Source organism: Flavobacterium sp. WC2409, from assembly GCF_041200085.1.
GTDB lineage: Bacteria > Bacteroidota > Bacteroidia > Flavobacteriales > Flavobacteriaceae > Flavobacterium.
The window spans coordinates 436146-459282 of record NZ_CP165625.1; the positions used below are offsets into that span (position 1 = coordinate 436146).

The window sequence follows — 23137 nt, forward strand, 5'->3', positions numbered from 1 at the left end:
ATTAAATAAAAGGCTTACTTTGTATTTATGAGTTGGAATAATTATATAAAAAACTTTCAATCGTATTTGAAAATTGAACGAGGACTGTCAAGTAATACGATACAGAATTATTCTTTCGATATTGAAAGACTGTGTTTGTATCTTGAAACAAACGGAATTGAAGTTTCTCCTATAAAAATTAGCGAAGAAACAATTCAGCACTTTATTTATACTATTTCTAGCGAAGTCAATGCACGTTCACAAGCGCGAATAATTTCGGGTCTTAAAAGTTTTTTTGGTTATTTAATATTTGAAGATTATCGTCTTGACAATCCTTTGGAACTTATAGAAACACCTAAAACAGGAAGGAAATTACCTGATACGTTGTCTGTAGTCGAAATTGACTCTCTAATTGGAGCTATAGATTTAGTTTCAAATGAAGGAGAGCGTAATAGAGCGATGCTAGAATTGCTTTATGGTTGTGGTCTTCGGGTGTCTGAATTGGTTGCGTTGAAAATTTCTGATTTATTTTTCGAAGAAGGATTTATCAAAATAACGGGTAAAGGCAATAAACAGCGTTTTGTTCCAATTGGTGATTTATCAAAAAAATACATTGAACTTTATAAAAACACAATTCGAATTCATATCAATATAAAAAAAGGTTTTGGAGACACTTTATTTTTGAATAGGCGAGGAAGTCAGCTCACACGGGCGATGATTTTTACAATTATTAAAGATTTGGCTTTAAAGGTAGAATTAAATAAAAAGATAAGTCCACATACCTTTCGGCATTCTTTTGCAACTCATCTATTAGAAAATGGTGCTGATTTGCGTTCTATTCAATTGATGTTAGGTCATGAATCGATTACTACAACGGAAATATATTTGCATTTAGATCGTAAATTTTTGTCGGAAGTCATTAATAATTTCCATCCCAGAAAATAGGAGTCTGAATTTCACTATTTGCTGTGTATAGACAATCTAAAAAAAAAATGCGGTATGATCCATATAAGTGAATCATACCGCAATTGTAATAAAGCGTATTTTATATATTATTTAGCGATATTTACCGCTCTTGTTTCTCTAATTACAGTAACTTTTACTTGACCAGGATAAGTCATCTCTGTTTGTATTTTTTGTGAAATTTCAAAAGATAAAGTAGCTGCATTGTCATCAGAAACTTTTTCACTCTCTACTATCACACGTAATTCTCTACCCGCTTGAATGGCATAAGCATTTTTTACTCCAGTAAATCCGTAAGCTACTTCTTCTAGATCTTTTAAACGTTGAATGTAAGAGTCTAAAACTTGTCTTCTTGCTCCAGGTCTTGCTCCAGATATAGCATCACAAACTTGAATAATTGGAGATAAAAGAGATTTCATTTCTATTTCATCGTGGTGCGCACCAATTGCATTACAAACTTCTTCTTTTTCACCATATTTCTCAGCCCATTGCATTCCTAATAAGGCGTGAGGTAAGTCACTTTCTGCATCTGGTACTTTTCCAATATCATGCAATAAACCTGCTCTCTTAGCTAACTTTACGTTAAGTCCTAATTCAGCTGCCATGATTCCACAAAGCTTAGAAACTTCACGGGAGTGTTGTAGTAAGTTTTGTCCGTAAGAAGAACGGTATTTCATACGTCCTACTACCTTAATTAATTCAGGGTGTAAACCGTGAATTCCTAGGTCAATAACTGTACGTTTACCAACTTCAATAATTTCATCATCAATTTGTTTAGCAGTTTTAGCAACAACTTCTTCAATTCGTGCTGGGTGGATACGACCGTCTGTTACTAATTTATGCAAAGCCAAACGGGCAATTTCTCTACGTACTGGGTCAAAACAAGAAAGGATGATCGCTTCTGGTGTGTCATCTACAATGATTTCAACTCCAGTTGCAGCCTCAAGTGCTCTAATATTTCTACCTTCACGACCAATGATTCTACCTTTAACGTCATCTGACTCAATGTTAAATACAGAAACACAGTTTTCAACTGCTTCTTCAGTACCAACTCTTTGAATGGTGTTGATGATTATTTTTTTGGCTTCTTGTTGTGCAGTTAATTTTGCCTCTTCAATAGTATCTTGAATGTGTCCCATTGCTTGGCTTTTTGCTTCTGCTTTTAGACCTTCAACTAATTGACTTTTCGCTTCCTCTGCAGATAAACCAGAAATTACTTCCAGTTGTTGCAGTTGGCTTTTGTGCATTTTCTCAACTTCGGCTTGCTTTTTATCTAAAACTTCAATTTTAGATGAAAATTCAGCTGATTTTGATTCGAAATCATCATTTACTTTTTTTGCTTTTGATAACTCATTAGAAATTTGAGATTCTTTGTCACGAATTCTTTTTTCTACTTCGGCTACTTTTTTATCACGAGATAAAATGACTTGTTCGTGTTCTGATTTTAATTCGATAAATTTCTCTTTGGCTTGCAGAATTTTATCTTTTTTTATGTTTTCAGCTTCTAGATTAGCGTCTTTTAAAATTGATGATGCTTCTTTTTTAGCATTTTTAATTAAATTTGAAATATTGCTCTTTTCTATGATTTTGGCTATCCCAAAACCTCCCGCAATACCTATTATTCCTGAAATAACGATCGTTAATATGTCCATGTTTGTTTAAAATTTATATATAAAAAAGCCTACATTAGGCTGATTGAATAAACTCGAAAAGACAAGTTTTGAGCTAACTCGTTGTTCAAGCTTCCAAACTGAATTGGCTTGCTATAGTAACGATGATTTGCTCATTCTAAATTGTTAGTGTTGAGTTTACCAAATGTGAACTAATGTAGGCAGTATCTTAGTTTCTGTAAAGAACGTTTAATTATCGAGATATTGATCTAAAAGCGCATTGATTTTTTTAATTCTTTCAATGGTTTCTTCGCCATTAATAGCGTTGTCAATTTGTTTTTGTTCTACTTGAGAAGCAAATTGTAAAGCGCACATGGCTAATACATCTTGCTTGTCTCGAACGGCATAATTTTCTTCAAACTGCTTCATCATTACATCAATTTTTTTAGAAGCACTCCTAAGTCCTTCCTCCTGAGATAGTTCCACAGTTAAGGGGTATACTCTGTCTGCAATTGATATTTTAATTTTAAGCTTTTCGTCCATATTTTTTACTAATCTGATAGTTGTGCTATACAGTAATCAATTTCACGAATTAATGAATTTATTTTAAGCTTTGTATCTCTTTTATTATCGTCACTGCCCAGTAATGAGTTGGCAATTTTAAGTGTCTCATATTGCGCTTTTAACGCTTCAATCTCAGTTGACTGAGTTTGTATGATTTGTGCAGATTTTGTTAAATCGACCTGTAATTCTTGAGTTTTTTTTTCTAAATTTTGTATTTTTAGAACTAGTTTTACAACTTTATTTTCAAGAGTATCAATTATTTCTGCAATTACACTCATTATATATCCTATTCATTACTTAATATTACAAATTTAGTATTACTTTTTATTATTACAATATTTTATTTGTTTTTTTATTAGAAAATAATCAAATTGTTGTAATGTAATTGGTTACGATTTGTGTTTTTTTATAAAGCGAAAGCAATTAGTTTTTTTACCTTAGCAAAAATGTAAGCCATGAGATTTTTTATTTTTGTTCTATTATTTTCGGGTTCTGTTTTTGGACAAAATGAGTATCCAAAAGATTATTTTAGTCTGCCTATTGATATTCCAGTACAGTTATCTGGTAATTTTGGGGAGCTGAGACCCAATCATTTTCATGCTGGTTTTGATTTTAAAACCTTGCAACGAGAAGGTTTAGAGGTTCATGCTGTTGCAGATGGGTATGTTTCTAGAATAAAAATTTCCACTTTTGGGAATGGAAAAGCAATTTATATTACTCATCCGAATGGTTTTACTTCGGTATATTGTCACTTGCAAAAAGCAACAGATGAAATTGAAAGTTATATAAAAAAAGGACATTACAAGGAACAAGCTTTTGAGATTGAATTATTCTTAAAGCCAAATGAACTAACGGTGAAAAAAGGGCAAACAATTGCTCTTTCTGGTAATACAGGTTCTTCGGAAGGGCCCCATTTGCATTTTGAATTTCGCGACAGCAAAACCGAAAAAATTATAAACCCTTTACTGTTTGGTTTTGATAAATACTTAAAGGATACTAAAAAACCACTATTATCAGCTGTTTACGTTTATCCAGTGGATAATAGAACGGTTGTGAATCAATCGAAGCGATCTTTGCTTCTTAATTTATCTCTACAAAAAGACGGTACCTATTTAGCAAATAAAGTGGTTGCAAATGGTAAAATTGGTTTTGGTGTCACCGCGGATGATTATGATAATGTTTCATTTAATAAAAATGGAATTTATAAAGTGCAAACCTATCTTAATGGGAAGCCTACGTTTGGTTATCAATTTGACACCTATTCTTTTGATGAAATGCGTTATGTAAATGCTTTGATTGATTATTCGAGGTACAAAAAAACATCGCAAAGGGTTCAGAAATTATTTATGGTCAATCCTTATAAATTAAGTATTATAAAGACAGATGAGAATAATGGGGTCATAAATGTTGCGCCAAACTTGGCCTCTATTTATCGCATTGAAGTTTCTGATTTTTTTGGAAATAAAAATGTAGTCAACATACCTATTAGTTATGATGTATCGGCAACTATAGTAGATAGGGAACCAGTCGTTTCTAATTATTTTGTAAAAGTGAATAAAGACAATATTTTTTCAAAAAATAATATGTCGGTTTTCTTTCCAGCTGGAACTTTTTTTGAGGATTTTAATATGAACTTTGATGTAAAGGGGGATACTCTGTATCTTCACGACGACTCTGTTCCTGTTTTTTCTAGTTTTACTATTACTATTGAAGACAGTTCTTTTTCTGAGGAGCAAAAAGGAAAAGTTTTTATTGCCCATATTGATAATGGGAGAGTAGGTTATAATGCAACTCAAAGAAAAGATAATGTATTCACTGCCAAAGTGAGATCATTAGGCAAATACGCTTTGAAAATGGATACCGTACCACCAACAATTTCTATTGCGAATCCTATTGAAGGGAAATGGATAAGTGCTCAAAATACGATTCAGCTTTCGATAAATGATTATGGTTCAGGTATAAAATCGTATAATGGATACTTAAACGGAAATTGGATTTTATTTGAATACGACAACAAAACAAAAAAAATCACTCATAATTTTAGTGATGGTGTCGTAGCTGAAGGTGCTAATGATTTAAAAGTGGTGGTGGTAGATAATGTAGGAAATTCAACTACCTTTGAGACTCATTTTTTTAGAAGTCAAAAATAATAATATATCGACAGCTTGAATATCAAAAAAATATTTTTTGTTTGGATTTTATTTTGGACAGGATTGTCTTCTTTTGCTCAAACTTCGCGAGTAAAAGGGGTTATTCTCGATAAGAATAATAAGCCCGTAGATAATGTAAATGTGTTCTATTCAGGCCGCAGTACTCAGTCTAATGCTCAAGGTTTTTATCTAATTACTATTCCTGCCAATCAAAAAGTAACATTAGTATTTAGCCATGTTTCATTAAAAAAAGCAACACTTTTACTAATTTTAAAAGAAAATGAAGAACAAGTGTTCAACTTGGTTATGAGTGACCAGCAAGAACAAATGGGGGAGATTATTGTGACTAATAACAATAAGAAGCAGGTTCAAGGAATAACTGTAATTGAACCGGAAATAATTAAGAACATACCAGGAGCTAATGCTGGAATTGAATCAATATTAAAAACACTGCCAGGCGTAAATTCGAATAATGAATTGAGTACTCAGTATGCCGTTCGTGGTGGAAATTATGATGAGAATTTAGTTTATGTCAATGAAATTGAAATTTATCGTCCATTTCTTATTCGTTCAGGTCAACAAGAAGGATTGAGTTTTACTAATACGGATTTAGTTCAAAATGTAGAATTTTCAGCTGGTGGTTTTCAAGCAAAATTTGGAGATAAATTATCATCCGTTTTAGATATTACCTATCGTAAACCTACAACGTTTGGTGCTACGCTTGAAGCTAGTTTTCTTGGAGGAAGCTTATCTGTTGACGCAGTTTCTAAGAATAAAAAGTGGTCGGCAATTACAGGGGTTCGTTATCGAAACAATAGTCTTTTGGTTAAAAGCCAAGATACACAAACCAATTATACTCCAACATTTGCTGATATTCAAACGAATATTAATTATCAGGCTTCGGCCAAATGGCAGTGGAGTTTTCTAGGGAACTTGTCTCAAAATAAATACAGATACCAGCCATTAACGCGCCAAACTAAATTTGGAACAATAGACAAGCCTATGGCACTGACTGTCTATTATGAAGGGCAAGAAAAAGATCGATATGATACTTATTTTGGTGCTTTTAAATCAACATTTAAAGCTACAGATAAATTAACCCTGAAATTTATTGGGTCTATTTTTCACACTTTGGAACAAGAATATTTTGACATTTTTGCGCAATATCGATTAGGAGCTGTAGACTCGACTATTGGTTCAGATTCGTATGGAGATGTCTCTTATACGGAAGGAATCGGTTCCCAACTCAATCATGCTAGAAATGATTTGGACGCTTTGATTGTTAATGCAGAAGTGAAAGGATTTTACGATTGGAAAAAAAATCAATTGGAATGGGGAGCAAAATACACTCGTGAATCAATTAGGGACCGAGTGGTAGAATGGGAAGTCATTGACTCTGCTGGTTTTTCGATTAATCCGCCAATTATTGACCTGCCTAAGAATGACCAGCCCTATTCTTCATATACTGGACCACTAGTTCCTTATCAAAATGTAAGAGCAACTAATTTTAATACAATAAATCGTTTTTCGGGCTATGGGCAATGGAGTCGAAAAGAGAATTTTGGGAAGAGTGAAGTTTGGTTAAATGCAGGTGTTCGTATGCATAGTTGGGACGTTCAAGGTGCATTGGAAAAAGGAAATAACCAGTTTACTGTTAGCCCAAGAGCGCAAATTGCCATTAAACCGTACTGGAAAAAAGATATGGTTTTTAGGGTTTCTGGAGGTGTATATCAGCAACCTCCTTTTTATAGAGAACTTAGGGATGCTGACGGAATAGTGCATCCTAAAGTTAAGGCGCAACAATCGATTCATTTTGTAGTAGGAAATGATTTTAGTTTTAAAATGTGGGAACGTCCTTTTAAATTAGTTTCCGAAATGTATTATAAATCACTGACAGATGTAAATACCTATACAATAGACAATGTAAGAATACGTTATGCTGCTTCTAATGTGGCTAAAGGATATGCGCAAGGACTAGATCTTCGATTGAATGGAGAATTTGTTCCTGGTACTGAATCGTGGTTGAGTTTTGGTTATTTAAAAACCGAAGAGAATAGTGAAAATAAAGGGTATATTGCGAGACCAACTGATCAAAGGCTAAAATTTGGAATGCTATTTCAGGATTATATGCCCAATATTCCTAGTGTGAAATTGTATTTGAATTTAGTTTACAATACGGGATTACCAGGAGGTTCTCCTTCGTATGCTGATCCTTATTTGTATCAAAATAGATTGAATGATTATCGCAGAGTAGACATAGGTTTTTCTAAAGTTTTTATTGATAACAATGCTGGAAATCAGTATAAAAATTGGTTTGGGAATTTCAAGGAACTCGCAATAGGATTAGAAATATTTAATTTGTTTAATAATCAAAATGCGATAACGAATACTTGGGTTCGAGATGTGTATTCGAAAAATGAATATGCGATTCCAAATTATATGACCACTAGGGTGTTTAATGTAAAGTTAAGTGCTAAATTATAATAACGAACGGTTGATGCCTTATAGTTATTCGATCAATTTATGACATAAATTGGATTTAATTATAAAAAGCATTTTTAAAATTGATTACATTTGGTTTTATTTTAATAGTACATGATTATGAAAAGATTACATATAGCATTAATAGGCATTTCGGTTTTACTTTTAACAAGTTGTAAAGATGAGGTAGAGAAGCCGAAGGTAATTTATGATTCTGCTAATAAAGGGAAAGAAATGACTAAAGTAGATTCTACTCAAGTCGCGCTTTCTGATTTACCTATTCAAATGGAAGGAACGGATTATTTAATTCATCCTGTGGGAGACTTGCGAGTGTATGAAAGAGGAACGAAAGCACGTTATGGCTCTTCGAGTGTGATCGATTTAAGTTTTACCATTTCTAATTATGGAGAGAATGAAATTACGGGTTATTTGCAAAACTTAAAATTTCAAAAAACAGATTCTGATTCGATTCATGCTTTAACTGATAAGCCTGCTTTGATTTTAACTGCTACTTACCTAAAAGCAGTTTCTGATAGAGCTAAAAAGCAAATTATGGTGTATACCATGTATGACATAGATACCAATAGAGATGGAAAATTAGATACTAGCGATATCAAATCCTTATACCTTAGTGAGATTAGCGGCGCTCGTTTTACTAAAATATCTCCTGATTTTCAGGAATTAATAGACTGGAGTTTAATCGAATCAAAAAACCGTTTGTACTTTAGAACAGTAGAGGATACTAATAAGAATGGACAATTCGATAAAAATGATGTAGTACATTACAATTATGTAGATTTGTCAAACAACGAATGGAAAGTGTCAAGTTATCAGCCAATATAATTAAAAGCTAAATTAAAATATCACTTTCAAGATCTGATTTTTCGATTGTAAAGTTAAAATCAAGTTGCTTTACCAGTTGAATCACTAGATTTTTATACCAATTTTCCGATTTTGGATGTATATAGATTTTTTCAATCAATTGATTGATGTCAACGCTTATTTTTAGCCCATCATTTAAGATGATTTTACTGTCGGCAACATCAGTTATGATGCGCACCTCACGTTCGTACTGAAAGCTTTTTCTTTTAAATAAAAATGGGAAAAACATATCGTCAAAAGGAATATATTCTTTTTTGTAGTCAATATAATTTACTTCACCAATATACTGTTTGTAATTATTTTCGGGCCCAAGTGCATTTTGTAGTCTCCCTATAGTAGATTGAATGGCTAGTCCTTCACTGTTTTGTGTGAAAATTTGCCACATAGCAAATGATTCATATTCGTTAATATGCCAACTACTAATAGCTACTTTTTCACGATGCGTTTTGTAATATTTTAGAAAATCAGGGTTGTCTATCGATAATCTTTTTATTTCTTCGTATGTAGGTTCACTGAAAGTACCTTCATACTGATCTTCAAATTTATCTGACCGTGACATGAATAGCTTTTTAGACATCAATAAGTCTAAAAACTTGGATAAATCTAAATATTTCCAGACAATAGTGTCAAGGTCTTCGGTAAGATTGATATTTGGGTTACTGTGGTACATTTTTTAATTTAAAGATTTTTAATTTTAATATACTGTAAATCCTTAAATCAAATTTAGTGATTTAAGTGCATCATTCAAAAGATTGCATAGTTACCAATTTGTTATACATACCATTTAAAGCAATAAGTTCTTCATGTTTACCTTGTTCAACAATTTTTCCCTTTTGCATTACCACAATTAGATCTGCTTTTTGAATGGTTGAAAGACGGTGTGCAATGACTATCGAAGTTCGGTTTTGCATCATGTTTTCTAGCGCGACTTGTACGAATTTTTCGCTTTCAGTATCCAATGCTGATGTAGCTTCATCCAAAATCATGATTGGAGGGTTTTTCAATACCGCTCTAGCAATGGACAAACGTTGTTTTTGGCCACCAGAAAGTTTGTTTCCGCTGTCTCCTATATTCGTATGTATTCCTTTTGGTAAATCTTGTACAAATTCATACGCATTGGCAATTTTCAGCGCTTCAATGATTTCATCATCTGTAGCGTCTAATTTTCCTAGTGAAATGTTTGCTTTTATAGTGTCATTAAATAAAATACTATCTTGAGTTACTAATCCCATTAAGCCACGCAAGGATTGCAAATTCATGTCTTTAATATTAATACCGTCAATGTCTATTGTACCGTCGTTTACATCGTAAAAACGAGTCAGCAAATTGGCAATGGTACTTTTCCCACTTCCAGATTGCCCAACAAGTGCAACAGTTTGACCTTTTTTGACCTGAAGTGAAAAGTCTTTCAATACAATTTCATCTTCGTATTTGAAATTGATGTTTTTGATAGAAATATTTGATTTAAAAGTATTTTTTTCTACTGCGTCTTTTTTACTTTTAATAGCATTTTCTTGTTCTAAGATTTCCAAAATTCTATCGGCTGCGGCATTCCCTTTTTTGATGCTATAAGATGCTTTTGAGATTGATTTTGCTGGAGTTAAAATGTTATATGCTAATCCCATATAAGCAATAAAAGAAGCGCCGTTTAAGGTTTTTTCGATCAAAACCATATTTCCTCCATACCATAATAAAATAGCAATAACCATAATTCCCATAAATTCACTCATTGGTGAAGCTAGGTTTTGTCGGTTGCCAATGCTGTTTGATAATTTAAAAAAGCGTTGTGTAGATGCTGTGAATATTTGATTAAAGTACTTTTCAGAATTGTATCCTTTTACTACTTTCAATCCGCCCAGTGTTTCTTCGATAGTCGATAAAAATACTCCTTGTTCTTCTTGTGCTTTAGTAGATTGTTTTTTTAACTGTTTTCCAATAAGGGAAATGACATAACCAGATACGGGAATAAAAATAAATACAAACAAGGTCAATTTAGTACTTATGGTAAGCATTGCAATTATCGTAAATACAATGGTCAGTGGCTCTTTTACTGCAAGTTCTAAAATAGATAAGAAAGAAGTTTGTACCTCATTGACATCAGCTGATATTCTTGAAATAACATCTCCTTTTCTTTTCTCAGAGAAAAAAGCCAAAGGCAAATCGATCGTTTTTTTGTACATCGCATTACGCATGTCTTTCAAGATTCCATTTCTTAAAAAGGTAATAAAAAACAAGGCTAGATAATCACTCAAGTTTTTTAGTAAAAAGATCGAGATAATCACGGCAACCATAATGGATAGGGTGTGACCTACACCAAGAGTATCTGTTGTATTGGTAATATAATAACTTAAATAATCCTCAGCAAATTGTTTGAATTCACCAATTCCAGTATAAGTGGGTTCGACAGTATTTCTTTTTGTTTGGTCAAATAAGACCTGCATCATGGGGATCAATGACATAAAAGAAAGCGTGCTGAAAAGTGCATATAAAACATTAAAAAAAATGTTGAGATAGGCGTACTTTTTATAAGGAATTACAAAAGAAAATATTTTTTTAAAATTATTCATTTAAGTTTTTTTTACCATTAAGACCCGACAAATTTTAAAGCCTGTCGGGTCTGTGAGAAAAATGGAGTTGTATACAATTAGTTCAATTGCATAGCAGTAATAATATTTTTTATTTTTTCGTTTAATGAAGCTTCTACTTTATCGAAGTTTTCAACAGCATCTAGTTCTGTATTTACACTGATGTAGAATTTTATTTTAGGTTCGGTTCCACTTGGTCTAGCACAAATTTTAGATCCATCTTCAGTGTAATAAATTAATACATCTGCTTTTGGCATATCCATGATATCTTCCTCGCCTGTAAGTAAGTTTTTGGCAACAGATGATTTGTAATCTTCTAACATGATTACTCTTTGTCCATTAATTTCTTTAACTGGATTCTCGCGCATAGAAACCATCATTTGATTGATTTCGGCTAAACCTTCCATCCCTTTTTTAGTGATAGAAATCAAATGTTCTTTGTAAAAACCGTGTTCTACATAAAGTTGTAGTAATTCTTTATAAACAGTGCTTCCTTTTTCTTTTGCTTGCGCTGCCACTTCACATATTAATAAAGTAGCTGCAACAGCATCTTTATCACGAACAGCATCACCAACCATGTATCCAAAACTTTCCTCTCCACCACCAATGAATTGTAGTTCAGGGAAATCTTTTATCATTTTGGCAATCCATTTAAAACCAGTCAAACCTACTTTAAATTGTACACCATAAGCCGATGCCAATTCCATAATCATAGGAGTAGAAACAATTGTAGAACCTACAAATTGTTTTCCATTGATTTTTCCTGCTTTTTTCCATTGTTCTAGTAAAAATGCAGTCATCAAAATCATTGTTTGATTTCCATTCAGCAAAGTCATTTTGCCTTCATTATCACGAACAGCAACACCCAATCTATCGCAATCTGGATCTGTACCTATTACAATATCAGAATTTGTTTTGTCTGCTAATGCTAATGCCATTGCTAAAGCTTCTGGTTCTTCTGGATTAGGCGATTTTACCGTCGGGAAATCACCATTTGGAACTCTTTGTTCCTCAACAATATGTACATTTGGATAACCAGCTTGCTCGAAAGTATCGGGAACAAGAGTGATTGATGTACCGTGTAAAGAAGTAAATACGATATTTAAATTTTCTTTGGCAACAGCCGAAGTACCAAAACTCGCATTTTCGATAGTCGATTTAATAAAAGCGGCGTCAACTTCAGTATCTATATATTCTATCAAATCTTCATTTGCAGTAAATTTGATTTGGTTGTAATTTAAATTCTCAATAACATTGATGATTCCCTCATCTTCCGGTGGGACAATTTGGCCACCATCTTCCCAATACACTTTGTATCCATTGTATTCAGGTGGATTGTGAGAAGCAGTAAGGACAATTCCGCATTGGCAGCCTAAATGTTTAAGTGCAAATGACAACTCTGGTGTTGGTCTTAAACTTGAAAACAAATAAACATGAATACCATTTGCCGAGAAAACATCAGCAACCACCTTCGCAAGTGTATCACTATTGTGACGACAGTCATAGGCAATAACCGCTTTTATAGGTTGGTTAGGAAATGAAGTATGTAAATAATCCGACAGTCCTTGAGTGCTTTTTCCAAGTGTATATTTATTGATACGGTTATTTCCTACGCCCATAACACCGCGCATTCCGCCGGTTCCAAATTCAAGACTTTTATAAAAACTCTCTTCTAGTTCCTTAGGTGATGTCGCCATCATTTCTTTAATAGCTTCTTGAGTCGTGTTGTCAAATGTTGGCGTTAACCATTCATTCACAGCATCTAGAATGTTTTGTTTAATATCCATATTTTTAGTTTTTAGTTTAAGATTTTAAAAGAACTCCTTTTTTTTGGAGCTGTATCCTGCTATTCGTTTCAATCTTTATGTTTTTAAAGGAAAAATATAAAGGATTTTCACTGCTATCAGGGCTAGGTCCTATTATAAATTAACTTGACTAGATATTTTATAACGTCCCTCGTTGCTTTTTGTACGCAAAATAATTTCGCCCAGAAAACCAGCCAAAAACAGCTGAGTTCCCAAAACCATTGTTGTTAAAGCAATAAAAAACCATGGATTATCAGTCACTAAACTATAACGCATGTTATTGTACATATGGTATAGTTTTGATATTCCAATATAACCAGCAAGCATGAAACCAATGATGAACATCAATGAACCCATCGCTCCAAATAAATGCATTGGTCTTTTCCCAAATCGAGATAGAAACCAAATGGTAATTAAATCTAGGAAACCATTAATAAAACGCTCCATTCCAAATTTAGTCTCACCATATTTTCTAGCTTGGTGTTGCACCACTTTTTCGCCAATTTTTCCAAAACCAGCATTTTTTGCCAGAACGGGAATATAGCGGTGCATTTCACCCGAAACTTCAATGTTTTTTACTACAATGTTTTTGTATGCTTTCAATCCACAATTGAAATCATTCAATTCCACACCCGAAGTTTTTCTAGCGGCCCAATTGAATAATTTAGATGGAAGATTTTTTGCAACGACTGAATCGTAGCGTTTCTTTTTCCAACCGGAAACCAAATCAAAATTCTGGCTAGTTATCATATTATATAGACCTGGAATTTCTTCTGGACTATCTTGTAAATCGGCATCCATCGTAATGATAACATCTCCTTGAGCTTTAGCAAACCCAGCATGTAAAGCCTGTGATTTACCAAAATTTCTCATGAAACGAATTCCTTTTACATTGGAGTTTTCGGTAGCAAATTGCTCTATAATTGACCATGAATTATCTGTACTTCCATCATCTAGAAAAATAATTTCATAGGTATAATTGTTTGCCTGCATCACTTTTATGATCCAAGAGTACAATTCAGTAAGCGATTCCTCTTCGTTGAGAAGGGGTATGAGTATGGATAAATTCATTTATGTTATTCTTGTGATGTCGATTTTGATTTAAAAAAGGCGGCCATAATTAAACCAAAGATGGTAATGAAAACTATATTTGTAAGTGATCCTTTTAATAATCCTATTATAGAGAACTGATCGTTTTCTTGCAAGTTCTTTATTGCCTCATTCACTGTAGATGCTGGAGCATTAAATTTAGCCATAGTTTTTACCATGTATTTAATGGTCAATTCTTTTATAGCATCTTTAGCCGATGGATCTATAAAGTTAAACAAGATGATATTGAAAGTTAATGAAATTAAGATACCTATTAAAGCTGAAATAAAATAAGTTGTAAAGGCGTCTTTAAAGGTAAGTATACCGTTTAGGTCTTTTTTTGTTTTCGAAAGTAAAACTATCGCAATAACAAGATAAAAAGCCATGCTTAATAAACCTACCCACCAAGAAGTAAATAATTCTAAATCAATAGTGTATATTAAGGTTGTGATTAATGCTGAACCAATACCTGTTATTACTCCAAAAGTGACCCCGTTTTTTTTAATGGTTTCATTAATCATTAGTTTTCATTTTTTATAAATTAATTCACAAATATAGTAATTCCCAATTTATTCAAGAGCAAAAAAAGTTTTTTACTATTTTATAAAAAAAAGGAAGCAAAGAATTGTTTATTGAAAAATAATTGTAAATTTGCAAACTCAAAATAACAGAATAAAATAAAAAGTTATAATGAATTTATACCTTTCCTGTTAAAAGGAAAGCTTCAAAAGGAGTTATAGCCAAACAAATAAAAAGAATTACAAGATGAAAAAAGGTGTACACCCAGAAAATTACAGATTAGTTGCTTTTAAAGACATGTCTAACGAAGACGTTTTTATTACTAAATCTACAGCAGATACAAGAGAAACAATTACAGTTGATGGTGTTGAATACCCAGTTGTAAAAATGGAGATCTCTAGAACGTCTCACCCTTTTTACACAGGTAAAAACAAACTTATCGATACTGCAGGACGTATTGACAAGTTCAAAACTAAATACGCTAAACACGTTAAATAATTTTAACTTGTTTTCAATTATACTAAAGCCTTCCATTTCGGGAGGCTTTTTTATTGATTTAAATTGGGATGGATAAGAAGTAAACTTGTTAAAGAAACCAATAAAAACTTTGTAACTTTGATCCATTGTAACTTTGAAACTTTATATAATGAACTATATACTTTTTGACGGGCCTGCTCGTAATGCTTTATTGCCTTTTACATTTACTCGCCCCGTTGCTGATATTCTTATTGGAATCATGACGATACGTCAAAAATGGGAAATGCATTTGGGATCAACCACCACTACTTTGACTGAGGAATATTTATCTGAAAAATATCCAATGGTAGAATTAGAAGAAAATGTGATGATTAATGCTTCTTTTATTCCGAATCCAGTTTTAGTGGAAATGATTTATAATCTAGAAGCAAATCAAGCGATTTTTAAAGGGGATGAAGTAATCGCTTTTTATACACATGAAAATCAAGAAGAAGTAGATTTTGATTCCTATGAAGTTTTTGAATATGAAGAAGAATGCTTGACTGTCATGAATACTTGGGATATTTTTTCAAAAAATGATGCTTCTATTCGGGAAGATTTTGAATTCTTGACAGAAGATAGAAAATCACAACCCATTCCAAAAAGTGTCAATGTAATCGCTCCAGAAAATATTTTTATCGAAGAAGGGGCTAAGTTGGAGTTTGTAACGCTTAATGCTTCAACGGGTCCTATATATATAGGTAAGGATTCTTTAATTATGGAAGGATCTGTAATTCGTGGTCCTTTTGCTTTATGTGAAGGCGCAGTTGTAAAGATGGCAGCTAAAATTTATGGTGCCACTACTGTAGGACCAAATTCTAAAGTAGGAGGGGAAATTAATAATTCAGTATTGTTCTCTAATTCTAATAAAGGACATGATGGTTTCTTAGGAAATTCTGTTTTAGGGGAATGGTGTAATATTGGTGCTGATAGTAATAATTCGAATCTAAAAAATAATTACGAGGAGGTGCGTTTGTGGAGTTATGAAACGGAAGGCTTTGCTAAAACGGGACTTCAATTTTGTGGTTTGATAATGGGTGATCATAGTAAATGTGGTATTAATACCATGTTTAATACGGGAACTGTTATTGGTGTAAGTGCTAATATTTTTGGAAGTGGATTTCCTCGTAATTTTGTGCCTAGTTTTTCTTGGGGAGGAGCTTCTGGTTTTACAACTTACATCACTAAAAAAGCTTTTGAAACGGCTCGTTTAGTCATGAGTCGCAGAAATATTGATTTTGATGAAAAAGAAGCGGCTATATTAGAACATGTTTTTGAAGAAACTAAAAAATGGAGAAAAGAATAACTTTTTTACTAATTACTTTAAAGGCCTTATCAATTTAGATAAGGCCTTTTTTTTGGGCTTCATTATGGTATTTTATGATAATCATTTTTGTATGTGATGGGTTAGCGTTAAAATGTTAAATTATATATAAAATTATCGTTTTAAATTTCAACTTGATTTTTAGATAAATAATTAGTTTTTGCCGTTTTTTATGGCTTTAAGCTAGTTTTTTTTATCTATATGTTTTAGTTTTATCAAAAAATAGGAGTAAAACGATTGTTTTATTGATTTTTTAATAATTATTAATCTAAAATAAATATATGGAAGAGATTATTGGCGTGTTAAATGATATTGTATGGAGTAATGCTTTAATTGTTCTCTGTTTAGGAACGGGACTCTATTTTTCTTTAAGAACTCGTTTTTTACAAGTTCGTCATATACGTGAAATGTTTCGCTTGTTGTTTGATGGCGAAAGCTCAGAGTCAGGCGTGTCTTCTTTTCAAGCTTTATCAATGTCTTTGGCTGGTAGAGTAGGTACTGGAAATATCGCAGGTGTAGCGACCGCAATTGCCTTTGGTGGTCCAGGTGCTATGTTTTGGATGTGGATGGTAGCGTTCTTAGGTGCTAGTACGGCATTTGTTGAAGCGACTTTGGCGCAAATTTATAAAGAAAAGCATTTAGGTCAGTTTCGTGGAGGTCCCGCTTTTTATATTGAAAGAGGATTAGGAGTAAAATGGTTTGGTATTTTATTCGCAGTGGTTTCGGTAATCTCTGCAGGTTTATTACTGCCGGGGGTTCAAGCAAACTCTGTTGCTGATGGAATTCAAAATGCATTTCAATTAGATACTTGGATTTCTGGAGTTGCAGTGGCTATTATATTTGGGCTGATTGTATTTGGTGGAGTAAAAAGAATAGCTAAATTTACAGAGTATGTTGTGCCTATTATGGCAATTGGTTATATTTTAATCGTATTAGTTATCATTGCAATTGATTATGATCAACTTCCTGGAGTAATTTCATTAGTTTTCAAAAGTGCTTTTAATATGGAAGCTGGTTTTGGAGCTGTTTTTGGTCTTGCAGTACAATGGGGAGTTAAAAGAGGAATTTATTCTAATGAAGCGGGACAAGGTACGGCGCCACATATTGCTGCAGCTGCCAATGTTTCGCACCCTACAAAACAAGGATTAGTTCAATCTTTTTCGGTATATATTGATACTTTATTAGTGTGTTCAGCTACTGGTTTTATGTTGTTAATAACAGGAAAATACAATGTTCAAAATCCTGCTTTTGGAACGAGTGGTGCTTCAGAGTTTTTATACAATGGGGCGCAAAATGTAACAGTAGGTCCAGGATTTACGCAAAGTGCTATGGATAGTGTTTTTCCAGGTTTTGGGTCTTATTTTGTTGCAATAGCGTTATTTTTCTTCGCTTTCACTACTATTTTGGCTTATTATTATATTGCTGAAACAAATATTTCTTATTTAACAAGAAACTTAAAATCACCTATTTATACTCATTTATTAAAATTAGTTATGATGTTGGTTATTATGTATGGTTCCATAAATCAAGCAAAACTAGCTTGGGATATTGGAGATTTAGGAGTAGGATTAATGGCTTGGTTTAATATTATAGCGATTATTCTTTTGCAAAAACCAGCATTGGCCGCATTGAAAGATTATGAAAAACAAAAAAAGGAGGGTAAAGATCCTGTTTTTGATCCTGAAGATATCGGAGTTTATAATGCACATATTTGGCATACCATTAATAAAAAGAAAGAAGAGTAATAATTCATAATTTATTTTGAGAGCTTCTAGAGATAAGAATTTGATTCTGTTTCTAGAAGCTTTCATTTTATAATAAACCGATTAGTTATTTACTCTATCTTTGCACTTTTAAAAAATAACTCGGTTTTCAAATTGATGAGCAACCGAATCAAGAAATCTATATTACAATGATTACAGTTAATGATATTTCAGTACAGTTTGGTGGTACTACACTTTTTAGCGATGTTTCATTTGCTATAAATGAAAATGATAAAATTGCCCTTATGGGTAAAAATGGAGCAGGAAAATCAACGCTTCTTAAAATTATTGCAGGACAAAGCAAACCTTCTACAGGAAATATTTCGGCACCAAAAGATGCTGTTGTAGCTTATTTACCGCAGCATTTATTGACAACGGATGGTGCTACTGTAATGGAAGAAACTTCAAAGGCATTTGGAGAAATTTTTGGTATGAAAGCGGAAATTGATGAAATCAATGAGCAATTGACTATTCGTACGGATTATGAAAGTGATGCCTACATGAAATTGATCGAAAGAGTTTCTGACTTGAGCGAGAAATTTTATGCGATTGAAGAGGTGAATTATGAAGCGGAGGTAGAGAAAATATTAACGGGTTTAGGATTTGAAAGAGAAGATTTCAATCGACAAACTTCTGAGTTTTCAGGAGGATGGAGAATGCGTATTGAACTAGCTAAAATCCTTTTACAAAAGCCAGATTTAATTTTGCTAGATGAACCTACCAATCACATGGATATTGAAAGTATCCAATGGTTAGAGGATTTCTTGATTAATTCGGCCAAAGCGGTTGTGGTGATTTCTCACGATAGAGCCTTCGTAGATAATATCACGAATCGTACTATTGAAGTAACCATGGGACGTATCTATGATTATAAAGCCAAGTATTCTCATTATTTAGAATTGAGAAAAGACCGTCGCATGCACCAACAAAAGGCATATGATGAACAACAACGTATGATTGCTGACAATAGAACTTTTATTGATCGTTTTAAAGGAACTTTTTCTAAAACGGATGCCGTTCAATCACGTGTAAAGATGTTAGAGAAATTAGTTATAGTGCAGGTGGATGAAGTAGATACTTCGGCATTAAAATTAAAGTTTCCTGCTGCAGTTCGTTCAGGTCAATATCCTGTAATCGTAAAAGACTTATCAAAAGCATATGGAGATCATGTTGTTTTCAAAGATGCTAATATTGTTATTGAAAGAGGTCAAAAAGTGGCTTTTGTAGGTAAAAATGGGGAAGGAAAATCAACCATGATTAAAGCCATCATGAAAGAAATTGGTATTGATGGAGGAAATCTTGAAATTGGACATAATGCGCAAATTGGTTATTTTGCACAAAACCAAGCATCCTTATTAAATGAAAATGCTACTATTTTTGAAACGATAGATGATATAGCTGTTGGTGATGTTAGAACTAAGATTAAAGATATTTTAGGTGCATTTATGTTTCATGGTGATGATGTAACTAAGAAAGTGAAAGTACTTTCAGGTGGAGAGAAAACACGTTTAGCAATGATAAAATTATTGTTGGAGCCAGTGAATTTATTGATTTTGGATGAGCCTTCTAATCACTTGGACATGAAAACTAAGGATATTATTAAAGATGCGCTTCGTGATTTTGATGGAACATTAATTTTGGTTTCGCATGACCGTGATTTCTTAGATGGATTAGCAACAAAAGTTTTCGAATTTGGAAACAAGAGAGTAGTGGAGCATTTTGAAGATATTACAGGATTCTTAGCTAATAAGAAAATGGAAAGTATGAGAGAAATTGAGAAGTAGAATATATTAAGTTCTACTTTCTTAAAACAGCTATAAAACAAAAAAGCATACGAATAGTACGTATGCTTTTTTGTTTTATAGCTGTTTTTGTATTAGTCTAAAAATTAGTTAAATATATATAAATCAACTAATTGGAATTTATTTTTTGTAACTTGTTCTATGTATTTGTACATAGCAAAAAGAACAGTCATGAAAAAATTTGTTTTGAAATGGGTAGTTATAGCAACTTGCTTTTGGAGTTGTTCCTTGCTTTCGCAAACTGGAAACGAAATGATTGCTTTGGGTATGCCTGGAGATAATCTAAATCTTTATGCTGTTTTGGATGTTTTTCAACAATCTAAAACATTGGAGGAATTTGAAAGAACGCTCAATTCGCAAAACTCCAATATTAATAACTTGGATTTGAATAATGATAATATAATAGATTATATATCTGTAATTAGCTTTAATCAAGGAGGTTTTCATTCTATTGTTCTTAGGGTTTCTATAAATAGTTATGAATATCAAGATGTAGCTGTGATTGAAGTGAGTAAAAATAATCAGGGCAATGTTGTAGTTCAAATCATTGGTGATGAAGCATTGTATGGTAAAAATTATGTTTTGGAACCATCCGTAAGGGTAGTTTCCGAAACTCCAAATCCTGGTTATATAGGTAATAAAACCATAGTTGCGCCTAATTATGTATATGGAAATGGGATTGTTTATATTTCAGATTGGCCCATAATTATGTATCTGTATTCTCCGTTATTCTCCATTTATGTTTCCCCATGGCATTGGGGGTATTTTCCGTCGTACTGGTCCCCATGGTCTCCTATTTTATATTACAACTATTGGAGCTTTCATAATCATTATTATGAAAGTCAATTTTATCACAGAGCGTCTTATATTAGATTTCCTTCACATCATTCCTATTATTTAAGAAGAAGAACAACCTCTTCTGTAGTTACTAGAAATAGAGAAAGAGGAACGTACGATAGAACGTATGAAGGAAGAAATTATAGAAGGCCCGTTGCGCCACCCAGAGCGACAAGAAGTGATATAAGAAGAGAAAGTAGAGAATCAATAAGACAGCAAGCGCAGCCTTCAACTAGAGCACAAGCTAATCCATCTATAAGGAGAGAAAAAGGAGAGGCGACTAGACAGCAAACGCAACCCACAACAAGAGCACAAGCTAATCCATCTATAAGGAGAGAAAATGGAGAGTCGACTAGACAGCAGACGCAACCCACAACGAGACCACAAACGAATCCATCTATAAGAAGGGAAAATGGAGAATCGACTAGACGGCAAACGCAACCCACAACAAGACGGAAAACGAGTCCAACTATAAGAAGAGAAAATAGGGGGTTAATACAGCAAGGTCAATCCTCAGTAATTCCCCAGTCAAGATCGTCTATAAGACAATCTGAGCGACAATCAGCTAGAGTAACAAGGCAGTCTAATCGTTCTAACAGACAAAAAAGCCGTCCGTAAAATTAATTTGAATGTGAAAATACTGTTTTATAGTCTAATTCCTGGGGGAAGTAACTCTTTGTATTCAGGGTTTTTCTTGAAAAAAACAACTATTTTAGGAAGAATGGGAACGACTTTTAATTTTCGTTCAATAGCAATTGCCATAATTTCTGAAAGAAATTGCGCAATAAATTCTTCGTTTTCAAATTGATCAGGAGTGTTTATTTTTGTTAAAAATATTTTTTTCTCTTGAAAGGAATATTCTACGGAAATCAATCCTTGGTCTAGCGTAGTTTCAAATTGTCTTGCAAATGTATTGTCTTTGATTTCCATGATGATAGCTTGATCCATATAATATATTAAAAAAGTTATAGATAGGATAGTTATTATCCATAGTCTCAATTTTGGGTATTCTTATTTATTTCGACCAGAGGTTTTTTATTATTAATTTCAAATACATTGAAATTAATAATTCCGATGGTTTCTTTTTTATATTTAATCGTCGATTACAGTTTTATTTTAATTATAAATAAACAAGTGCCTTATTTTTTTTTACCCTCAAAGTGTAAGTTGTAGGTGTGATACTCTAAATGAAGTCTAAATAAAAAAAATAGTTTCTGATAAAGTCATAAAGAGTTTTAATTTTTTGACTTTAGGGGAGACGTTGTTTACAAAGGTATTGATTTGATAGTCAATATCAAATGATTTTTAAATGTATCTTAAGTTTCGTTTTATTTATTCGAAAAAAAAACAAATTTGAATCTTTAGGATTAGATGCTGCTTGTTTTTATTTTTTGAGTAATCGACTCTAAATTTAAAAATAGTGGCTTGGTTCTTTTTAAAATCAGTCGAATCTATAGGTTTTAGTAGTCATAATTTATTGCTAATATAATGTGCGAAGTTCAGTTAGTTTGAATAAAAAAATTAAATTTATGCAAAATTCATTATCACGAGATGGATGGAGATAATAAAATTGGTACAAATAATTATGAGTAAAATTCCTGTTTATTTCATGCCGGGTTTGGCGGCAAGTTCTCTAATTTTTGAAAGGATTTCGCTTCCTACGGATGTTTTTGAGATGATATTGCTTGAATGGGAAATTCCATTAGAAAAGGAATCATTATCTGAATATGCGCAACGAATTTCTAAAAAAGTAACTCATGAGAATCCAGTTTTAATAGGTGTTTCTTTTGGAGGTATTTTAGTGCAAGAAATGGCGGCTTTTATTAATGTTAGGAAGGTTGTAATTATTTCGAGTGTCAAAAGTAATTTGGAATTTCCTAGAAGGATGAAAGTAGCTAAAACGACTAAAGCGTACAAATTGATTCCGATGAATTTGATTTTAAATTTAGAAAATCTGGCTAAATTTTCTTTTGGAGAAAAAATAAATCATAGATTGAAGTTGTATGAGAAATTCTTATCGGTTCGCGATATTGGGTATTTGCAATGGGCTGTTGAAAAAGTAATTCTTTGGGATAGAACGATTCCTGATGAAAAAGTAATTCATATTCATGGCGATATGGATGATGTTTTTCCTATGAAATATATAAGAGAGTGTATTGTAGTAAAAGGAGGAACGCACATTATGATTTTAAATAAATACAAATGGTTCAATACTAATTTACCAGCAATTATTATAGATTCAGTTGGAAAAACGGATTGATTGTTGTT

Annotated in this window: 19 protein-coding genes and 1 other RNA gene; 10 read left to right on the forward strand and 10 right to left on the reverse strand. The window is 32.7% G+C overall.

All coding sequences use genetic code 11. From position 1 onward, the window contains the following. Positions 1–27: 27 nt before the first annotated feature. Entirely contained in the window at positions 28–924 is an 897-nt protein-coding gene (xerA, locus tag AB3G34_RS01900; protein ID WP_367773908.1) for a site-specific tyrosine recombinase/integron integrase, read from the forward strand. A gap of 107 nt (positions 925–1031) precedes the next feature. Here the strand turns inward: xerA and rny are convergent, their stop codons facing one another. The 4 genes from rny to AB3G34_RS01920 all read right to left on the reverse strand — a co-directional run bounded on the left by rny (position 1032) and on the right by AB3G34_RS01920 (position 3394). Further along, a complete protein-coding gene (rny, locus tag AB3G34_RS01905) occupies positions 1032–2594 on the reverse strand; it encodes a ribonuclease Y (protein WP_367757629.1) in 1563 nt (520 codons plus the stop codon). A gap of 49 nt (positions 2595–2643) precedes the next feature. Beyond that, a non-coding RNA gene (ssrS, locus tag AB3G34_RS01910) (6S RNA) lies at positions 2644–2750 on the reverse strand. 51 nt (positions 2751–2801) lie between these two features. Continuing rightward, positions 2802–3095 carry a cell division protein ZapA gene (locus AB3G34_RS01915; protein ID WP_367757631.1) on the reverse strand — a complete coding sequence of 98 codons (294 nt, stop codon included), beginning with the start codon at positions 3093–3095 and terminating at the stop codon, positions 2802–2804. 8 nt (positions 3096–3103) lie between these two features. Then, positions 3104–3394 carry a hypothetical protein gene (locus AB3G34_RS01920; RefSeq protein ID WP_367773913.1) on the reverse strand — a complete coding sequence of 97 codons (291 nt, stop codon included), beginning with the start codon at positions 3392–3394 and terminating at the stop codon, positions 3104–3106. 177 nt (positions 3395–3571) lie between these two features. On the opposite strand from AB3G34_RS01920, the gene AB3G34_RS01925 reads away from it, so the two are divergent. From AB3G34_RS01925 to AB3G34_RS01935, 3 genes are all read left to right on the forward strand, one after another. Beyond that, complete coding sequence (locus tag AB3G34_RS01925) at positions 3572–5266, forward strand: M23 family metallopeptidase (RefSeq protein ID WP_369753298.1); 1695 nt, start codon at positions 3572–3574, stop codon at positions 5264–5266. A 15-nt stretch (positions 5267–5281) separates the two neighbouring features. After that, complete coding sequence (locus AB3G34_RS01930; RefSeq protein WP_369753299.1) at positions 5282–7750, forward strand: carboxypeptidase-like regulatory domain-containing protein; 2469 nt, start codon at positions 5282–5284, stop codon at positions 7748–7750. Between the two features lie 117 nt (positions 7751–7867). Next, positions 7868–8590 carry a hypothetical protein gene (locus tag AB3G34_RS01935; RefSeq protein ID WP_369753300.1) on the forward strand — a complete coding sequence of 241 codons (723 nt, stop codon included), beginning with the start codon at positions 7868–7870 and terminating at the stop codon, positions 8588–8590. Between the two features lie 7 nt (positions 8591–8597). Here the strand turns inward: AB3G34_RS01935 and AB3G34_RS01940 are convergent, their stop codons facing one another. The 5 genes from AB3G34_RS01940 to AB3G34_RS01960 form a co-directional block, all read right to left on the reverse strand. Continuing rightward, on the reverse strand, positions 8598–9299 hold the full coding sequence (locus AB3G34_RS01940) for a hypothetical protein (RefSeq protein ID WP_367757641.1): 702 nt from the start codon (positions 9297–9299) through the stop codon (positions 8598–8600). 70 nt (positions 9300–9369) lie between these two features. Continuing rightward, positions 9370–11196: an ABC transporter ATP-binding protein gene (locus AB3G34_RS01945; protein WP_369753301.1), complete on the reverse strand. Its 1827-nt coding sequence runs from the start codon at positions 11194–11196 to the stop codon at positions 9370–9372. Positions 11197–11273: 77 nt separating this feature from the next. Further along, positions 11274–13001, reverse strand: coding sequence for a phospho-sugar mutase (locus AB3G34_RS01950; RefSeq protein ID WP_367773927.1), 1728 nt, complete (start codon positions 12999–13001; stop codon positions 11274–11276). Positions 13002–13133: 132 nt separating this feature from the next. Further along, positions 13134–14090 carry a glycosyltransferase family 2 protein gene (locus AB3G34_RS01955; protein WP_369753303.1) on the reverse strand — a complete coding sequence of 319 codons (957 nt, stop codon included), beginning with the start codon at positions 14088–14090 and terminating at the stop codon, positions 13134–13136. A gap of 5 nt (positions 14091–14095) precedes the next feature. After that, positions 14096–14629: a DUF4199 domain-containing protein gene (locus AB3G34_RS01960; protein WP_369753304.1), complete on the reverse strand. Its 534-nt coding sequence runs from the start codon at positions 14627–14629 to the stop codon at positions 14096–14098. Between the two features lie 244 nt (positions 14630–14873). Here AB3G34_RS01960 and AB3G34_RS01965 point away from each other — a divergent pair, with 244 nt between their 5' ends. From AB3G34_RS01965 to AB3G34_RS01985, 5 genes are all read left to right on the forward strand, one after another. After that, positions 14874–15125, forward strand: coding sequence for a type B 50S ribosomal protein L31 (locus AB3G34_RS01965; RefSeq protein WP_367773935.1), 252 nt, complete (start codon positions 14874–14876; stop codon positions 15123–15125). Positions 15126–15273: 148 nt separating this feature from the next. Next, a complete protein-coding gene (locus tag AB3G34_RS01970; RefSeq protein WP_369753305.1) occupies positions 15274–16449 on the forward strand; it encodes a GlmU family protein in 1176 nt (391 codons plus the stop codon). 299 nt (positions 16450–16748) lie between these two features. Next, a complete protein-coding gene (locus tag AB3G34_RS01975; protein ID WP_367773939.1) occupies positions 16749–18212 on the forward strand; it encodes an alanine/glycine:cation symporter family protein in 1464 nt (487 codons plus the stop codon). A gap of 167 nt (positions 18213–18379) precedes the next feature. Continuing rightward, positions 18380–20014: an ABC-F family ATP-binding cassette domain-containing protein gene (locus tag AB3G34_RS01980; protein ID WP_367757657.1), complete on the forward strand. Its 1635-nt coding sequence runs from the start codon at positions 18380–18382 to the stop codon at positions 20012–20014. A 189-nt stretch (positions 20015–20203) separates the two neighbouring features. Next, on the forward strand, positions 20204–21487 hold the full coding sequence (locus AB3G34_RS01985) for a hypothetical protein (RefSeq protein ID WP_367773943.1): 1284 nt from the start codon (positions 20204–20206) through the stop codon (positions 21485–21487). Between the two features lie 27 nt (positions 21488–21514). Here the strand turns inward: AB3G34_RS01985 and AB3G34_RS01990 are convergent, their stop codons facing one another. Continuing rightward, positions 21515–21799 (reverse strand): GNAT family N-acetyltransferase, encoded by a 285-nt coding sequence (locus AB3G34_RS01990; RefSeq protein ID WP_367774117.1) that lies wholly within the window; start codon positions 21797–21799, stop codon positions 21515–21517. A gap of 655 nt (positions 21800–22454) precedes the next feature. On the opposite strand from AB3G34_RS01990, the gene AB3G34_RS01995 reads away from it, so the two are divergent. Further along, the gene (locus tag AB3G34_RS01995) at positions 22455–23129 is read left to right on the forward strand and encodes an alpha/beta hydrolase (RefSeq protein ID WP_367774119.1); all 675 of its coding nucleotides are present in this window, start codon (positions 22455–22457) and stop codon (positions 23127–23129) included. Positions 23130–23137: the final 8 nt, after the last annotated feature.

What these genes read in the sequence shown, in the direction of transcription:
- xerA (WP_367773908.1), top strand. Translation starts at nt 28, where the DNA reads ATGAGTTGGAATAATTATATAAAAAACTTTCAATCGTATTTGAAAATT.
- rny (WP_367757629.1), bottom strand. Translation starts at nt 2,594, where the DNA reads ATGGACATATTAACGATCGTTATTTCAGGAATAATAGGTATTGCGGGA.
- AB3G34_RS01915 (WP_367757631.1), bottom strand. Translation starts at nt 3,095, where the DNA reads ATGGACGAAAAGCTTAAAATTAAAATATCAATTGCAGACAGAGTATAC.
- AB3G34_RS01920 (WP_367773913.1), bottom strand. Translation starts at nt 3,394, where the DNA reads ATGAGTGTAATTGCAGAAATAATTGATACTCTTGAAAATAAAGTTGTA.
- AB3G34_RS01925 (WP_369753298.1), top strand. Translation starts at nt 3,572, where the DNA reads ATGAGATTTTTTATTTTTGTTCTATTATTTTCGGGTTCTGTTTTTGGA.
- AB3G34_RS01935 (WP_369753300.1), top strand. Translation starts at nt 7,868, where the DNA reads ATGAAAAGATTACATATAGCATTAATAGGCATTTCGGTTTTACTTTTA.
- AB3G34_RS01940 (WP_367757641.1), bottom strand. Translation starts at nt 9,299, where the DNA reads ATGTACCACAGTAACCCAAATATCAATCTTACCGAAGACCTTGACACT.
- AB3G34_RS01945 (WP_369753301.1), bottom strand. Translation starts at nt 11,196, where the DNA reads ATGAATAATTTTAAAAAAATATTTTCTTTTGTAATTCCTTATAAAAAG.
- AB3G34_RS01950 (WP_367773927.1), bottom strand. Translation starts at nt 13,001, where the DNA reads ATGGATATTAAACAAAACATTCTAGATGCTGTGAATGAATGGTTAACG.
- AB3G34_RS01955 (WP_369753303.1), bottom strand. Translation starts at nt 14,090, where the DNA reads ATGAATTTATCCATACTCATACCCCTTCTCAACGAAGAGGAATCGCTT.
- AB3G34_RS01960 (WP_369753304.1), bottom strand. Translation starts at nt 14,629, where the DNA reads ATGATTAATGAAACCATTAAAAAAAACGGGGTCACTTTTGGAGTAATA.
- AB3G34_RS01965 (WP_367773935.1), top strand. Translation starts at nt 14,874, where the DNA reads ATGAAAAAAGGTGTACACCCAGAAAATTACAGATTAGTTGCTTTTAAA.
- AB3G34_RS01970 (WP_369753305.1), top strand. Translation starts at nt 15,274, where the DNA reads ATGAACTATATACTTTTTGACGGGCCTGCTCGTAATGCTTTATTGCCT.
- AB3G34_RS01975 (WP_367773939.1), top strand. Translation starts at nt 16,749, where the DNA reads ATGGAAGAGATTATTGGCGTGTTAAATGATATTGTATGGAGTAATGCT.
- AB3G34_RS01980 (WP_367757657.1), top strand. Translation starts at nt 18,380, where the DNA reads ATGATTACAGTTAATGATATTTCAGTACAGTTTGGTGGTACTACACTT.
- AB3G34_RS01985 (WP_367773943.1), top strand. Translation starts at nt 20,204, where the DNA reads ATGAAAAAATTTGTTTTGAAATGGGTAGTTATAGCAACTTGCTTTTGG.
- AB3G34_RS01990 (WP_367774117.1), bottom strand. Translation starts at nt 21,799, where the DNA reads ATGGAAATCAAAGACAATACATTTGCAAGACAATTTGAAACTACGCTA.
- AB3G34_RS01995 (WP_367774119.1), top strand. Translation starts at nt 22,455, where the DNA reads ATGAGTAAAATTCCTGTTTATTTCATGCCGGGTTTGGCGGCAAGTTCT.